The sequence below is a fragment of the Limnohabitans sp. genome (assembly GCF_031539105.1).
Lineage (GTDB): Bacteria > Pseudomonadota > Gammaproteobacteria > Burkholderiales > Burkholderiaceae_C > Limnohabitans.
This window is the reverse complement of record NZ_JAVKLM010000049.1, coordinates 1-16,861: the sequence shown is the minus strand read 5'-3', so window position 1 is coordinate 16,861 and position 16,861 is coordinate 1. Positions and strand designations below refer to the sequence as shown.

The window sequence follows — 16,861 nt, the reverse complement described above, 5'->3', positions numbered from 1 at the left end:
GAAACCGTGACGGATGAGGAATTGACTATGATTGAAAACCGATTGAATCACCGCCCCAGAAAGCGACTAGGATTCAAGACACCTCACGAGGTATTCCATGCCTCGTTAAAGCGTGTTGCACTTCGTCCTTGAATCCGCCTATATTGAAAGTACACCGCGCGTGCATTTGGAGCTTTACTCACTAGAGTTAATAAAAAAATAAATCATAGATTGAGCGTTCATTTTCAATATTTCTAAAACTATTGAATAATTTATAAATTTTTCTGAAAGGATTTTTATGGTTGATGCATGGCTTATGAAATTCATGGGTTCATTGTTGGTGGTAGTAGGCGCATTAGTTATGTTTTTAGGGTTATTTAACGGTGCGCAAGCTTTTACATTTGGACTTTTTATTTGCGCTGGGGGTTCATTTTTAAGATATTATTCAAAACAAATACATAAGCCAGTAGATGAGTCTGATGGGTCAAATGCTAATGTGGCTAACCTAGTTGCAATCGCTGATAAAAATTTAGAGAAATTATCCGTAGATGTTGGCAATAAAGAGACTCCGTTGTTAAGGGTTTTTTCTGTAAATGAGGCAATTTTGGAGAATGATTCTTTCAAAATTTATTTGATAAAAGCATTTAATATTCATAAAGAGCCTACGTTGGAGAAGTTTATTTTTAATGAAAAAATTTATTCTTCTTTGGATGAAGCGCTAATTGATGCAAGAATTTACTACTTGCAGCAAGTTGAAAAATGATCGACGCCATTTATTAATATGGAAATAGACAATAGCTATGCCAATGTCCACAACCTGTTTATTAGAACCAGCTGAGCTTACTGTTGAGCAGGTATTGGCAATTAGAGAAACGGGTTCCAAAGAGCTGCGTGAACTACTTGCGCGGTTAGTTTGTATTGAATGTGGAAAGCCTGTGCGAGCCCACAGAGATGGTCCCAGTGTGGCAGCTCACTTTGAGCACTTGGAGCGAAATCCAAACTGCAAGCTGAGTGATCCGCATCGATAGTTTTAGACCAAAAAAAAGCCTACTGTTTCCAGTAGGCTTGTTGGGTTAAAAAATAATGTTTTTAGATTTGGTTTGCGACCGTCGGGCAAGTCGTTTGATGCGGCTCATTACTTCACGCATTGAGCCATTGGCTGCAGCGATCTCAGCCGTCAACTCTGCGTCGTTTAAAACGACATTTAAATCAGAGGCTACTTTGCGGGCAATGGGCAACAGTTGCCCCGTACTTGCCGCATTCATTTCAATCAGCACACACCTGTCTTTCAGTCCCTTGTCCAACGACGAAATGTTGTTGGTTGTAAGAATGAAGATGGCACGCTTAGTGTTCAGTACTGATTTAAGGCTCTGTTGTGCCAGTTTGGAAAGGTTGTCTACCTCGTCCAAAATGAAATAGTGAAGCCCGCTGGCATTTAGGGAGGTTGACATCTTCATACGATGGTGCGATAAGCATATGGCCGTTTCAGGCCGAGACCAAAAACTCACAGGATTGGATCTCTGGGGCGCACGATGTGGATTCCTTCATGGCTACACACCGCTCGCTAAAGTAGTACGTGAAGGTCGCGCACGAATGCTTGGATATGTAGATGAAGCCGAAAATCCAGTTATGGGCTCCACTGAAACACCTGAGCTTTTAATTGTGTCCCTTCGCTCTCTTTTTGGATCCCTTGCCGAAGGAGTGACTGCCTCTATGAAACGAGCCAATAACGATGCCGAAATCGGAAGTATCGTTAATCAAAGAATGGCAATGATGTTTCACAGCATCGATATTTCAGATCGCTTCGCAAAACTTTAGGCAATTTTCTTCGTGCAAACAGGTCAAATCAGCCCTGCAAGCAGCGTTAAAACTGGGTGGAAGGACTGGGTAGCTACTCAGTCAAAAAGCAGCTTGTTGGGCTTATAAAAACGTCTGTTTTCCACCACCCTAAAACACCCTTTTCAAACGCCCACAACAATGCTATCGCGTCTAGCAATTTGATAGGTAAAGTCTAGTTTGAGGGGAAAAGTTGGAATTTGGCTGAAAAAATCGCACAAAGTAAAACACACCTTTTTTGCTTCGTGCTGCAACTGCCATGTACGCTGGATTTAACCGAAAGTACTAGTTTTTTCAATCCGCTGCTCTACCAACTGAGCTACCGGGCCAAGGTCAAAATTGTATCACAAACCAACCGCTAAGCAGCACGTTTGGCCTTCGACAAGTCCACGCCCAACTGCTTGAGCTTGCGATACAAATGCGTGCGCTCTAAGCCTGTTTTATCAGCCACACGCGTCATTGAACCGTTCTCTTGGGTCAAGTGGTATTCAAAATAAGCACGCTCAAAAGCATCACGCGCTTCGCGCAGAGGATGCTCCAAGTCAAAGCTTTGGTGTGTAGGGGGCAGCACCACGGCTTGCGGTGTGGAGGCGGCCATCGCGGCATCTTTGTTCACGCCAGAGACCACGCCTTTGACGGGCACTGCCATGGGCTTGCGTGCCAAACCTTGTTCCACTGCTTTGAGCAGCTTTTGAAGGGTGATCGGCTTTTCTAAGAAAGCTTGCGCGCCAATGCGCGTGGCTTCTACGGCGGTGTCAATGGTGGCGTGACCACTCATCATGATGACGGGCATGTTCAACAAGCCAGAACCAGCCCATTCTTTGAGCAGGGTCACGCCATCGGTATCGGGCATCCAGATATCCAGCAAGACCAAATCTGGGCGTGCCGCTTGACGAGCCAAGCGGGCTTGCGCTGCGTTTTCTGCCACTTCAACCGCATGGCCTTCGTCGTTGAGGATCTCAAACAAGAGGTCCCGAATGCCAAGCTCGTCATCCACCACCAAAATGTTCGCCATGTCTAAATTTGTCTCGCTGAATTAAATAAGTTGGTTTTGTTGCGATTCTGCAACTTGGAATGATAACGACACTTGCGCACCGATCACTCGCCCCTCTAATCCACGATTTTTCAAGTCAATGCGTGCCGAATGTTCGTCGGCAATTTTCTTCACCACAGCCAAGCCTAGGCCTGTGCCTCTGGTCTTGGTGGTGACATAAGGCTCAAATGCACGGTTCAAAATTTTGGGTGGAAAGCCAGGTCCGTTGTCGCGCACGACCAAGCGCACACGCCCAGACGAGGCCACCCACTGTGTGGCAATAGACACCGTGGGATGCGCTTGGCCCTCGGTTGCGTCTTGCGCGTTTTGCAGCAGGTTGTGCACCACTTGGCGCAGCTGCTGCGCATCCCCCAAGATGAACGGGCACGCCGCATCGAGCTGGGCATACACCGGCACGGCAGCGTTTTCTGTGCCATAGAGCTGCATGACATCTTGCACCAAAGCGTTGAGGTCTAGCAGTTTGAGCTCGGCCTCGGGCAGGCGGGCGTAGTCGCGAAACTCATTGACCAAGCGCTTCATGGCATCGACTTGGTCAACGATGGTTTTGACTGACTTATTCAAAATCAGTTGCTCCGTCTCTTGCAGCTTACCGGTGAGCTTCATCTCTAGGCGCTCAGCCGACAGTTGAATGGGCGTGAGCGGATTTTTAATTTCATGGGCCAATCGACGCGCCACTTCGCCCCAAGCTTGCGCGCGTTGGGCAGACACGATTTCAGAGATGTCGTCAAACACCAGCAAGCGGCCATTGTTGGGTAGCACGGCGCCTCGGGCCAGCAAGGTGATGTGCTGTTGCGTGTCATCACTCAGCTGAACGGCTGGGCTAATGGCGGTGGCATGCAGCTCAAACGATTGTTGCCAGTGGTCTAGCCCATGCTGGCTGCGTTCGCCTAAGAAGCCATCAAACTCGTGGCGCACATGCTCGGCAAACTCCACCAAACCTTCGATATCGCTCAACGCGCGGCCTTCCCATGCGGCCAATGGCACGCGCAAAATGCGCGTGGCGCCAGGGTTGGATGATTTGATGCGACCGTCTTCGGTCAACACAATCACGCCTGCGGTCAGGTTGTCGAGGATGGTTTGCAAATTGGCGCGTGAAGTGTGCACTTGCAACATGCTTCGATCAATCGCAGATCGGGCATCGGCCAGTTGCTGCGTCATCACGGCAAAAGATCGTGTGAGTCCACCCAGCTCATCTCTGCCTTGCAAAGTTGCCTTAGGGCTCAGGTCGCCGGCAGCCACGTCACGCACACCTTCGGCCAGCATAAGCAGCGGACGCGCCAACTGGTTACCCAACAACACCGCCAGCAGCACCGCGCCAAACACGGCCAAAAACAAACTCAGCGTCAAGGTGCCGATGTACATGCTGCGCAAGCCCTCGCGCCCGAGTGCACGCTCTTGGTATTCGCGGTAGGCCACCTCCACCGCCAAGGCATTGCTCACCAAAGTGGGCGGCAAGGCTTTGGTAATTTGCAAAACGCGCGGCTCAATGAGCAAGCCCAAACCAGAAGGTGCCACCAGCACCAGCGCCCGAATGCGCGCCTTGGCGGTGCCCTGTAACTCGGCCTCATCCAAACCATCAATGGCAGTGACCACGCTTTGTGTTTTAACCAAACGCAGCTGCATGGGCGTGGGTCGATCTGGGTTGATTTTGTAACGCGACTCGCCTGCGCTGGCGATGGCTTGCCCCGTTGTGCTCCACAAAATCACATCGTCAGCGACTAGCTGCTCTTTCATGCGCTCCAGCGCAATGCCCACGGAGGCATCAGGCAAGTCATTGATTTGCGAACTGGCGGAACGTGTTTTTTGTCCCAAATCATTGGCCAGCGTATCGAGCGTGGTGCGACCCAAACTCAGGCCAGCGTCCAGCGCACCTTCCACCTTCACATCAAACCAACTCTCAATCGAGCGCGACACAAACTGGTACGACACGCTGTAAATCAACAAGCCAGGTACAAAACCAACCAACGCAAATGTGGCTGCAATTTTGAGCAGCAAGCGACTGCCAAATTTGCCTTGGCGCAAGCGCAACAGCAAGCGCACAGAGAGCCAGGCAATGACCCCCATCAACAAGGTAGCCACCACCACGTTCAGACCAAAAAGTTGGCGGTAGTTGCGCTCGTACAGCTCTCGGTTGTCGGTGGCTTGCGTTAGCAAGAACAACAGCACCAAACCCAAACCCAGCACGACGGCAGCGCTGATGACCAACAACCACCGCAACTGAAAGCTAGAAAGGCGCGTGCGCTTTTCAGCCAACTCAATCATGGCCTGAGCTCCAAGCGCTGTGTTTTGTTGTAGCCAATGTTCCAATCGCTCTGTCCAGCAGCACCAATCTGCAAGGGACGTGGCAACTGTTTCAGGTCAAGTTTGAAGTTGATGCTGATGGTTTGCTTCGCATCTGCGTTGTAGTCTGTTGCGTTGGCAATGCGCCATTGCACGAGACGACGCACTACACCCATTGCCTCTTCGGCCGTGTCGTAGCTTTGCCCCAGGCTCATGCCCAAACCACTCACGTTGAAGGGTTGCGGCGAAACGTTGACGCGCCAACGGCGGGTGAGCGGCTGGTAAAACAAGCGCACATGGCGCTCGGCGTGGGCCACACGTTGGCTGTAAACATACCAACGCTCTTGGCTGATGTCGACCTCGGTCACAAAGTAAAGCGTGATGCCTTTGAGCAAGGCGTCCTCTAACGCTGACGGCATCTCAAATTGCCAAGTCCCAGACATGTAGATGGCGGCATCTTGGCGTTCTAATTTGAGCGCTTGCAGCTCCACCGGAGTTTCGGCGTGCGCCGCCATGCCACCTAGCACCAAGCTGAGCGCTAAGAACGCCCAACGACCGCGTTTGAGGCCGCTCAAAATGAGCGGCTCAAGACGCAGGAATTTTTTCCAGCAGTGCGTAGTAAAAGCCATCGTGATCACCCGGTAGATTGTCGGTGAGCACGGCACTTGTTGCACGACTTTGGGGCCTTAAATGCCCCAAGGACGGCAGTAAACGGGCATTGGTGTTGTGTTCAACAAACGTTTTGGCTTGGTTCTCACCCTCGGCCTTGAAAACCGAGCAAGTGCAATACAACAAACGTCCGCCCGGCCTGACCAAAGGCCACAACTGCTTCAGCAGGTTTTTCTGAATCGCAGCCAGTTTGTCGATGTCCGCTTCACGACGCAACCAACGCACATCGGGGTGACGACGCACGATGCCAGAGGCGGTGCATGGGGCATCCAAAAGAATGGCATCAAACTGCTGACCATCCCACCATGTTTTGGTTTGCGCGGCGTCTGCGGCAATCACCTGGGCGGTGCGACCAATGCGCTGCATGTTTTGTGCAATGCGCTCGCAACGCTGCGGGTCAATGTCAAGTGCCACAACTTCCGATTGGTCGTTGAGCAGTTCCAGCAAGTGCGCGGTTTTGCCGCCGGGTGCGGCGCACGCATCCAGCACGCGCAGCGCTTGGCTGGCTGGCGCCAAATCTTTGAGCAGCATTTGCGCGGCACATTGCGCCGCGGCGTCTTGCACCGAGCACAAACCTTCGGCAAAGCCGGGAATGTCACGCACGCCGTGTGCTTGGTCCAGCACCAAGCCTTGTTCACCCACCGTTTGCGATGACAAGCCGTGGTTTTCCCAATCCGTTTTCAAGGCTTCACGGCTGATGGCCGAGGTGTTCACCCGCAAGGTCATCGGTGCCGCTTGGTTGTTAGCAAGCAAGATGTCTTGCCAGTGGTCAGGGTGGTCTTTTTGAAGGCGCTTGATCCACCATTCAGGATGGTTCCATTGCGCATGCACGTCGTGGTCAGTGGCTTTGACCAAGGCATCACGCTCGCGCAGAAAGCGGCGCAAGCAGGCGTTTAGAAAGTTAGCCTGCATTTGCAAGCTGCGCGTGTTCTTCGCAGCTTGTACCGCTTGGTTCACCAAGGTGTGGGGCTCATACGGCGCATTGTCTGGATCCCACGCCAAGGCCAACGCGGTGCACAGCAAAGCATCGGGCAAGGGTGCAGGTGCACGCGATGCCAACTGCGCCCGCAAGGCTTGCGCACGGCCCAACTGGCGCAAGGCCTGAAACAGCAAGGCCTGCACACCAGGGCGCAAGCTTGACGGCACAGCCTCTAGGGCTGCTGTGCCAGACACACCACGCCGCACTTGCGCCAAGGCTTGGGCCACAGCTTGCAGCTGCTGCCACAGTGGGACAGATGTGTTTTTGTGATCATTCATTCCAATAGACGTCCGGGTTTGAACTTAAACATGCGCGCCATCCATGTGGCAGGAAACATGTCAATCGATTCGTTGTAATTAGCCACTGCTTGGTTGAAGCGCTGCAGATCAGGCTGAATAGAAATGCCCAATTCAGCCCAACGCTGCGTCAACTCGGCCGGGACAGAGACGTAATACACATCGGGGTGCGTGAGCGACTCCCATGCTTCTTGTAAATCACGGCTGGTTGCCACCAAAGCAATGGCCGATGCAGGCTCCAACGGATGCTCTTGCATACGCGCCAGTGCCATGGCCGATAAATTGGCAGCCACTTGTAAACGCGTCCAATGGCTGGCACCCATCTCAGGCGATACCGCCGTTTGCCAACCCGAAGGCGAGGTAACAGCTGCGGTCGTGGCTTCTTGCACCAAGGCTTGGTAACGCAGCATGAGCTCTTCGAGCACGGCAAACTGTTTGATCACCGCTGTGCGCAAACCCACCAAACGGCGGTAGGCGCCCACACTCCAAAACACCATCACGGCCACGAACAGCCAAAACCACCACGCATCGAGCATGTTGAACTCCTTGTGTTTTTACCGTTGAGCCCAAACAACAAAGGCCCTTTCGGGCCTTTGTTGAGAGGGTCACTTTACGCTTCTTCGCCAGCGCCGTGATCGACTTGAGTTTCTTCGTCTGAAGACTCTCCAGCCAACTCAGCTGCTTCGGCATCCGCAATGGCGCGGCGCTCAGCGTCGTCCATCGCGTCTTTGACCTTGCGGGCTTTGTGATAAGCCATGCCGGTACCTGCAGGAATCAGGCGACCAACAATGACGTTTTCTTTCAAGCCACGCAATTCGTCGCGCTTGCCCATGATGGCCGCTTCGGTCAACACACGTGTGGTTTCTTGGAAAGAAGCCGCAGAGATGAACGAGTCGGTCGACAAGGACGCCTTGGTAATACCCAACAACAAGTTGGTGAAAGTCGCGGGGACTTTGCCATCACGCATGAGCGCTTCGTTGGTGTTAAGAATTTCAGAACGTTCCACTTGTTCGCCAGCGATGTAGTTGGAGTCACCCACGCTACCGACCACGACACGACGCAACATTTGACGCACGATCACTTCGATGTGCTTGTCGTTGATCTTCACGCCTTGCAAGCGGTAAACGTCTTGCACTTCGTCAACGATGTAGCGCGCCAACTCTTCCATGCCGAGCAAACGCAAGATGTCTTGTGGGTCAGCTGGGCCGTCCACAACGCTCTCACCTTTGTTGACCACTTGGCCTTCGTGGACCAAGATGTTCTTCTCTTTAGGAATGAGTTCGTCCCAGACTTTGCCTTCTGGATCCGTGATCTGCAAGCGAACCTTGCCTTTGGTTTCTTTACCAAACGACACAGTACCTGTCATCTCAGCCAACATGCCCTTGTCCTTGGGACTGCGTGCTTCGAACAGTTCGGCCACGCGTGGCAAACCGCCGGTAATGTCGCGGGTCTTTTGACCTTCAACAGGGATACGTGCCAAGACTTCGCCTGGGCCCACATCCATGCCGTCGCGCACTTGCAGCAAGGCGCCAATTTGGAAACCAATCGTCACGGGGTGGTCTGTGCCAGGAATCTTGACTTCTTTGCCAGACGCATCGATCAGCTTAACCTGTGGGCGAACCACTTTGGTCGAACCGCGACGTTTCGGGTCAATCACCACCAAGGTGGACAAGCCAGTGACTTCGTCCATTTGCTTGGCCACAGTGAGGCCTTCTTCGACGTTCTCGAATTGCACCTTACCGGCGAATTCGGTGATGATGGGTCGTGTCAATGGATCCCAGTTCGCCAAGATCACACCAGCCTTGATGGTTTGGTCTGGCTTGATGGCCAAGATCGCACCGTATGGCACTTTGTGACGCTCACGCTCACGGCCATGTTCGTCATGGATGACGATCTCGCCAGAGCGAGAAATCACCACCAACTCACCTTTGGAGTTGGACACATAACGCATGGTGGCGTTAAAGCCAATCACGCCGTTTGACTTGGCTTCGACGCTAGACGCGACAGCCGCACGAGACGCTGCACCACCGATGTGGAAGGTACGCATGGTCAGCTGTGTGCCGGGTTCACCGATGGACTGGGCAGCGATCACGCCGACAGCTTCACCGTTGTTGACCAAGCCACCGCGACCCAAGTCACGGCCGTAACACATGGCGCACAAGCCGAAGCGTGTTTCGCAATTCAATGCGGTGCGCACTTTGACCTCGTCGACGCCTGCAGCTTCGATTTCGTCAATGATGTCTTCGTCCAGCATGACGCCAGCTTTGACCAACACAGCACGTGTTTCTGGGTTGAGTACATCTTCAATCGCTGTGCGGCCCAAGATGCGGTCGCGCAAGGATTCGATCACTTCACCGCCTTCAACGATGGCGCGCATCAGTTGACCGTTGGTCGTGCCGCAATCGTGATCAGTGACCACCAAGTCTTGCGTCACATCAACCAAACGACGTGTCAAGTAACCCGAGTTCGCTGTCTTCAACGCCGTGTCAGCCAGACCTTTACGTGCACCGTGGGTGGAAATAAAGTACTGCAACACGTTCAGACCTTCACGGAAGTTCGCCGTGATGGGTGTCTCAATGATGGAGCCGTCAGGCTTGGCCATCAAGCCACGCATACCAGCCAACTGACGAATCTGAGCGGCAGAACCGCGAGCGCCAGAGTCGGCCATCATGTAGATGGAGTTGAATGATTCTTGCTCGACTTCTTTGCCATGGCGGTCGATGGTCTTCTCTTTGCGGAGTTGGTCCATCATCACCTTTGACACGGCGTCGCCTGCCTTGCCCCAGATGTCCACCACCTTGTTGTAACGCTCGCCAGAAGTCACCAAACCGGACACGTATTGCTGTTCGATGTCTTTGACTTCTTTTTCAGACGCGCTGATGATGGCGCCTTTTTCTGGCGGCACCAACATGTCGTCAATTGCGATCGAGATACCAGCGCGTGTGGCCAAACGGAAACCGTTTTGCAACAGCTTGTCGGCGAACACCACAGTTTCTTTCAAACCGCACTTGCGGAATGACACGTTGATGAGCTTTGAAATTTCTTTCTTCTTCAACGACTTGTTGATGTTGGAGAAAGGCAAGCCCTTAGGCAAGATTTCCGACAACAAGGCGCGGCCAACGGTGGTGTCCACCAAGCTGGTGCTTGGAACGAACTCACCGGTTTCTTTGTCCTTGGTCCACTCGGTCAAACGCACGGCCACTTTGGCGGTCAATTCGACCACGCCAGCGTCCAAAGCACGTTGCACTTCGGTCAAGTTGGCAAACACCAAGCCTTCGCCCTTGCCGTTCACACGGTCACGGGTGGCGTAGTACAAGCCCAACACAACGTCTTGTGAAGGAACGATGGAAGGTTCGCCGTTGGCAGGGAACAAGATGTTGTTCGACGCCAGCATCAAAGTACGGGCTTCCATCTGTGCTTCCACAGACAAAGGCACGTGAACGGCCATTTGGTCACCGTCGAAGTCGGCGTTGAACGCTGAACAGACCAGTGGGTGCAACTGAATGGCTTTACCTTCGATCAGGATAGGTTCGAACGCTTGAATACCCAAGCGGTGCAGCGTGGGCGCACGGTTCAACATGACGGGGTGCTCTTTGATCACCTCTTCCAAGATGTCCCACACCACGGCTGAGCCGGATTCAACTTCTTTCTTCGCAGCCTTGATGGTGGTCGCGATGCCCATGGCTTCGAGACGAGAGAAGATGAAGGGCTTGAACAACTCGAGTGCCATCAACTTGGGCAAACCGCACTGGTGCAGCTTCAAAGTTGGGCCCACGGTAATCACGGAACGACCTGAGTAGTCGACGCGCTTACCCAGCAAGTTTTGACGGAAACGACCGCTCTTACCTTTGATCATGTCGGCCAAAGATTTCAAGGCGCGCTTGTTAGCGCCAGTCATGGCTTTGCCGCGACGGCCGTTGTCCAGCAAGCTGTCCACGGCTTCTTGCAACATGCGCTTTTCATTGCGTGCAATGATTTCAGGCGCCTTCAACTCGAGCAAACGACGCAAGCGGCTGTTACGGTTGATCACGCGACGGTACAAGTCGTTCAAATCGGAAGTCGCAAAACGACCGCCGTCCAACGGCACCAAGGGGCGCAGATCTGGTGGCAACACGGGCAAGACAGTCAAAACCATCCACTCGGGCTTGATGCCGGACTTCTTGAACGCTTCCATCAATTTCAAACGCTTGGCGTTTTTCTTGATCTTGAGTTCAGAGCCAGTCAGGTCGTTGCGCAGCTTTTCGATTTCGACATCGAGATCAAGACCTTCGAGCAAATCTTTGATGCCTTCAGCGCCCATCTTGGCAATGAATTCGTCACCGTACTCCACCACTTTGGCTTCGTAGTCGTCTTCCGACATGATGGCGAATTTCTTCAAAGGTGTCATGCCGGGGTCGGTCACCACATATGCTTCAAAGTACAACACGCGTTCGATGTCACGCAGGGTCATGTCGAGCACGAGGCCCAAACGTGACGGCAGTGACTTCAAGAACCAGATGTGTGCGCAAGGTGCGGCCAGGTCGATGTGACCCATACGCTCGCGACGCACTTTGGTTTGTGTGACTTCAACGCCGCACTTCTCGCAAATGACGCCACGGTGCTTGAGGCGTTTGTATTTGCCGCACAAGCATTCGTAGTCTTTGATAGGGCCAAAAATCTTGGCGCAAAACAGACCATCGCGCTCAGGCTTGAAGGTACGGTAGTTGATGGTTTCTGGCTTTTTGACTTCGCCGAAAGACCATGAACGGATCTTCTCGGGAGAAGCCATACCAATTTTGATGGCATCGAAATGCTCATCGGGCGTGAACTGCTTGAACAGGTCGAGTAATGATTTCATGTTTTAAATCCTTATGTCGTCAAACCGCTTAAGCGCGGTCCAACTCAATGTCGATGCCCAATGAACGAATTTCTTTGACCAACACGTTGAACGATTCGGGCATGCCCGCTTCGATCGAGTGCTCGCCTTTGACAATGCTCTCGTACACCTTGGTACGGCCTTGCACGTCGTCGGACTTGACGGTCAACATTTCTTGCAATGTGTAAGACGCGCCGTAAGCTTCCAAAGCCCACACTTCCATCTCACCGAAACGCTGGCCACCGAACTGCGCCTTACCACCCAGCGGCTGCTGTGTGACCAAGCTGTATGGGCCGGTAGAACGAGCGTGCATCTTGTCGTCGACCAAATGGTGGAGCTTCAAGAAGTGCATGTAGCCGATGGTGGTTGGACGCTCGAAAGCTTCGCCGGTACGACCGTCAAACAAGTTCGCTTGTGTGCGTGTGGCTGTCAGACCCTTCGCCTTGGCGATGTCATCTGGGTAAGCCAACTTCAACATGGTGCGGATGTCTTCTTCTGCAGCGCCGTCGAACACGGGAGTTGCAAAAGGCACGCCGTTGGTCAAGTTGCCAGCCATCTCGACAATTTGCGTGTCGTTGAGCTTGCTCAGGTCTTCCTTGCGGCCAGAACCGTTGTACAACTCTTCCATGAAGGCGCGGATCTCAGCGGCTTTGGCTTGCTCTTGGAGCATGTTGCCAATGCGTTGGCCAATACCTTTACCCGCCCAACCCAAGTGAACTTCCAACACCTGACCCACGTTCATACGTGAAGGAACGCCCAAGGGGTTCAACACGATGTCGCAAGGTGTGCCGTCGGCCATGTAAGGCATGTCTTCGACTGGAACGATCTTTGACACCACACCCTTGTTACCGTGACGACCGGCCATCTTGTCACCAGGCTGCAAGCGACGCTTGACGGCCAAGTAGACCTTGACCATCTTCAACACGCCTGCTGGCAACTCATCGCCTTGCGTCAACTTCTTGCGCTTCTCTTCGAAGGCCAAGTCAAAGCTGTGACGGGTTTGTTCCATCGCATTCTTGATGCTTTCCAACTGACCTGCAGTTTCTTCATCAGAAGGACGGATGTCGAACCAGTGGAACTTCTCGACAGAAGCCAAATAGGCCTTGTCGATCTTGCTGCCCTTGGCCAACTTGTTAGGACCACCGTTGGCGGTTTTGCCGTTCAAGAGTTTTTCGATACGGTCAAACGCGTCAGCTTCCACGATGCGGAGCTGGTCGTTCAAGTCGAGACGGAAACGCTTGAGTTCGTCATCAATAATTTGCTGAGCACGCTTGTCACGCACGATGCCTTCACGGGTGAAGACTTGCACGTCGATGACCGTGCCTTGCGAACCTTGGCTCACGCGCAGTGATGTGTCTTTCACATCGCTGGCTTTTTCGCCGAAGATGGCGCGCAACAGTTTTTCTTCTGGTGTCAGCGTGGTTTCGCCTTTTGGCGTGACCTTGCCGACCAGTGTGTCGCCGGGTTGCACTTCTGCACCCACGTAGATGATGCCGGAGTCATCCAATCGGTTGAGTTGTTGCTCAGCCAAGTTTGGAATATCGCGTGTGATTTCTTCCGCACCCAACTTTGTGTCGCGAGCCATCACCACGAGCTCTTCGATGTGGATCGAGGTGTAGCGGTCTTCTGCCACCACGCGCTCGCTGATCAAGATCGAGTCTTCGAAGTTGTAGCCGTTCCAAGGCATGAAAGCGATCAACATGTTTTGACCGATGGCGATTTCGCCGAGGTCTGTTGACGCGCCGTCAGCCACCACATCGCCCTTGGCAATCTTGTCGCCACGCTTGACGATCGGACGCTGATGGATGTTGGTGTTTTGGTTAGAACGTTGGTACTTGATGAGGTTGTAGATGTCCACGCCCACTTCGCCAGCTGTGGCTTCGGCGTCGTTCACGCGAACCACAACACGAGTTGCGTCGACATAGTCAACCACGCCGCCACGAGTAGCGGTCACCACAGTGCCTGAGTCGACCGCAGCAACGCGCTCGATGCCGGTACCGACCATTGGCTTTTCTGGACGCAACACAGGCACGGCTTGACGTGACATGTTGGCACCCATCAACGCGCGGTTTGCGTCATCGTGCTCGAGGAACGGAACCAAAGAGGCCGCCACTGACACGATCTGAGCTGGCGACACGTCCATGTACTGGATACGCTCTGCGCCGCACAAAATTGATTCGCCGTTTTCACGGGCAGACACCAAGTCGCCCGTCAGCTTGCCGTCTTTGTCCAATGCCGCGTTGGCCTGGGCGATGACGTATTTGCCTTCTTCGATGGCGGACAAGTAATCGATGTCCATCGTCACTTTGGCATCGACCACGCGACGGTACGGAGTTTCAATGAAACCGTACTCGTTCAAACGGGCGTACAAAGCCAATGAGTTGATCAAACCAATGTTTGGACCTTCTGGTGTTTCGATGGGGCACACACGACCGTAGTGGGTCACGTGCACGTCACGAACTTCAAAGCCTGCGCGTTCGCGCGTCAAACCGCCTGGGCCAAGAGCAGAGACGCGACGCTTGTGCGTGATCTCGGCCAATGGGTTGGTTTGGTCCATGAACTGTGACAACTGTGATGCGCCGAAGAATTCTTTGAGCGCAGCAGAGATTGGCTTAGAGTTGATCAAGTCGTGAGGCATCAGCGGCTCTTGCTCGGCTTGACCCAAACGCTCTTTCACAGCTTTTTCGATACGTGCCAAACCTGTGCGGTATTGGTTTTCAGCCAATTCGCCCACGCAACGCACGCGACGGTTACCCAAGTGGTCGATGTCATCAACTTCGCCACGGCCGTTGCGCAAGTCGACCAAGATCTTCACCACAGACAAGATGTCGTCGTTGGTCAAAACCATGGGGCCTGTGGATTCTGGTGTGCCCACTTTGGCGTTGAACTTCATACGACCCACGCGCGACAAATCGTACGTGTCTGGGTTGTAGAACAAACGTTGGAACAAGGCTTGCACCGCGTCTTCTGTCGGTGGCTCGCCAGGGCGCATCATGCGGTAGATGGCCACGCGTGCAGCGAATTCGTCCACGGTTTCATCCGTGCGCAAGGTTTGCGAAATGTACGCACCTTGGTCGAGTTCGTTGGTGTAGATACATTGGAGTTCTTGCACACCGGCTTCGCGCAATTTCTTGAGCAAGGCTTCTGTCAACTCATCGTTGGCACGGGCAATCAATTCGCCAGTGTCGCCGTCGATGATGTTCTTGGCCAACACGCGGCCAATCAAGAAGTCTTCGGGCACGCTGATGTGCGTGGTTTTGCTTTCGTCCAACTCGCGGGTGTGACGTGCCGTCACGCGCTTGTCTTTGGCAACGATCACTTTGCCGGCTTTGTCGGTGATGTCAAAGCGAGCGACTTCGCCGCGCAGACGCTCGGCCACAAATTCCATTTGTGCGCCGCTGTCCATCAAGCGGAAGTTGTCGTTCACGAAGAAGTTCGCAAGGATGGTTTCTGGTGTCAAGCCAATGGCTTTCAACAGAATAGACACGGGCATCTTGCGACGACGGTCGACGCGGAAGTACAGCAAGTCTTTAGGATCGAATTCAAAGTCGAGCCATGAACCGCGGTAAGGGATGATGCGTGCGCTGAACAACAATTTGCCAGAGCTGTGTGTCTTGCCCTTGTCGTGTTCAAAGAACACGCCAGGCGAACGGTGCAACTGAGACACGATCACGCGCTCGGTACCGTTGATGATGAAGGAGCCTTTGTCGGTCATCAAAGGCACTTCGCCCATGTAGACCTCTTGCTCTTTCACTTCCTTGACCACTTTGGACTGTGGTGTCGAAGACTCACGGTCATAAATGATGAGTTGCACGCGAGCGCGTACAGCTGAAGAGAAAGTCAAACCGCGGGTTTGGCATTCGCGCACGTCAAAGGCGGGCTTGGCCAAGTTGTATTCGAGATATTTCATCTCGACAAAACCGTTGTGCGACACGATGGGGAACGCAGCTTCAAAAGCAGCTTGCAGACCTTCGTTGGTACGCTTTTTAGGGACGGCATCAGCTTGCAAGAACGCGGTGTACGCGTCTTTTTGCATTTGCAACAAATAAGGAATTTCCAGCACGCTGTCGCGGCTGCCGAAACTCTTGCGGATACGCTTGCGTTCGGTGTATGAATAGGCCATGAGATCTCCGGGCTTGATCTTTCAGAACTGTTTTCTGCATGTGACATCACGTCACATACATCAGGCTTGGCGGCTGGCCTCTACCAGCGTTGGCGGACGGTTGCGCATTGCACGCAACCCGAACCAAGGCATCTTCTGCAGTTGGGGTCAGAAGACACTCAAAAGAAGGTTGATTTCAACCCGCTTATGGGTGCGCTCTGTAAGCACAGAAGGCTGGAGGCCCTAATAGGGACACTCCAGCCTTGAAGGGGAACCGAATTACTTCAGTTCAACCTTAGCACCAGCTTCTTCGAGCTTCTTCTTAGCGGCTTCAGCGTCAGCCTTAGAAGCGCCTTCTTTCACAGCCTTTGGAGCGCCGTCAACCATGTCTTTGGCTTCTTTCAAGCCCAGACCGGTGATTTCGCGAACTGCTTTAATCACGGACACTTTGTTTGCACCAGCTTCGAGCAGAACGACGTTGAATTCGGTCTTCTCTTCAGCAGCGGCAGCACCGCCACCAGCAGCAGCAGGAGCAGCCATAGCGGCAGCGCTCACGCCAAACTTCTCTTCGATGGCTTTCACCAAGTCGTTGAGTTCCAAGACCGTCATGCTGTCGAGCGCGGTCAAAAATGCGTCTTTATCGAATGCCATTTTTATTTCCTAACAATTAGTTAAAACACAAGCTGCGCATTAAGCGGCAGCTGTTTCGCCTTTTTGAGCAGCCAAAGCGCCCAACACCACTGCGGTGCGAGACATAGGCGACATCAACAAGCCACACAACTGAGCCAACAACACTTCTTTCGAAGGGATG

The 16,861-nt window shown here is 53.2% G+C and carries 11 protein-coding genes and 1 pseudogene; 2 read left to right on the top strand and 10 right to left on the bottom strand.

What is annotated here, in order from left to right; genetic code table 11:
• Positions 1-277 precede the first annotated feature (277 nt).
• On the top strand, positions 278-742 hold the full coding sequence (locus tag RMR24_RS13375; RefSeq protein ID WP_310615576.1) for a hypothetical protein: 465 nt from the start codon (positions 278-280) through the stop codon (positions 740-742).
• Between the two features lie 310 nt (positions 743-1,052).
• Here the strand turns inward: RMR24_RS13375 and RMR24_RS13370 are convergent, their stop codons facing one another.
• Positions 1,053-1,436, bottom strand: a complete 384-nt coding sequence (locus tag RMR24_RS13370; protein ID WP_310615575.1) for a hypothetical protein — start codon at positions 1,434-1,436, stop codon at positions 1,053-1,055.
• A 19-nt stretch (positions 1,437-1,455) separates the two neighbouring features.
• On the opposite strand from RMR24_RS13370, the gene RMR24_RS13365 reads away from it, so the two are divergent.
• Positions 1,456-1,797 (top strand): hypothetical protein, encoded by a 342-nt coding sequence (locus RMR24_RS13365; RefSeq protein WP_310615574.1) that lies wholly within the window; start codon positions 1,456-1,458, stop codon positions 1,795-1,797.
• 376 nt (positions 1,798-2,173) lie between these two features.
• Here RMR24_RS13365 and RMR24_RS13360 read toward each other — a convergent pair whose 3' ends face one another.
• The 9 genes and pseudogenes from RMR24_RS13360 to RMR24_RS13320 form a co-directional block, all read right to left on the bottom strand.
• A complete protein-coding gene (locus RMR24_RS13360) occupies positions 2,174-2,830 on the bottom strand; it encodes a response regulator (protein ID WP_310615573.1) in 657 nt (218 codons plus the stop codon).
• A 21-nt stretch (positions 2,831-2,851) separates the two neighbouring features.
• A complete protein-coding gene (locus RMR24_RS13355) occupies positions 2,852-5,131 on the bottom strand; it encodes an ATP-binding protein (protein ID WP_310615572.1) in 2,280 nt (759 codons plus the stop codon).
• Entirely contained in the window at positions 5,128-5,778 is a 651-nt protein-coding gene (locus tag RMR24_RS13350) for a DUF4390 domain-containing protein (RefSeq protein WP_310615571.1), read from the bottom strand. Before RMR24_RS13350 ends, RMR24_RS13355 begins: the two co-directional genes overlap by 4 nt.
• Complete coding sequence (gene rsmB / locus RMR24_RS13345) at positions 5,735-7,075, bottom strand: 16S rRNA (cytosine(967)-C(5))-methyltransferase RsmB (RefSeq protein WP_310615570.1); 1,341 nt, start codon at positions 7,073-7,075, stop codon at positions 5,735-5,737. The genes RMR24_RS13350 and rsmB overlap by 44 nt, the downstream gene beginning before the upstream one ends.
• Positions 7,072-7,629 carry a LemA family protein gene (locus tag RMR24_RS13340; RefSeq protein ID WP_310615569.1) on the bottom strand — a complete coding sequence of 186 codons (558 nt, stop codon included), beginning with the start codon at positions 7,627-7,629 and terminating at the stop codon, positions 7,072-7,074. The genes rsmB and RMR24_RS13340 overlap by 4 nt, the downstream gene beginning before the upstream one ends.
• A gap of 74 nt (positions 7,630-7,703) precedes the next feature.
• On the bottom strand, positions 7,704-11,930 hold the full coding sequence (gene rpoC / locus RMR24_RS13335) for a DNA-directed RNA polymerase subunit beta' (RefSeq protein ID WP_310615568.1): 4,227 nt from the start codon (positions 11,928-11,930) through the stop codon (positions 7,704-7,706).
• Positions 11,931-11,958: 28 nt separating this feature from the next.
• Complete coding sequence (gene rpoB, locus RMR24_RS13330; protein WP_310615567.1) at positions 11,959-16,071, bottom strand: DNA-directed RNA polymerase subunit beta; 4,113 nt, start codon at positions 16,069-16,071, stop codon at positions 11,959-11,961.
• A gap of 258 nt (positions 16,072-16,329) precedes the next feature.
• Entirely contained in the window at positions 16,330-16,701 is a 372-nt protein-coding gene (gene rplL / locus RMR24_RS13325; RefSeq protein WP_310615566.1) for a 50S ribosomal protein L7/L12, read from the bottom strand.
• 39 nt (positions 16,702-16,740) lie between these two features.
• Positions 16,741-16,861 (bottom strand): annotated as a pseudogene (locus RMR24_RS13320) (50S ribosomal protein L10); the annotation flags it as partial.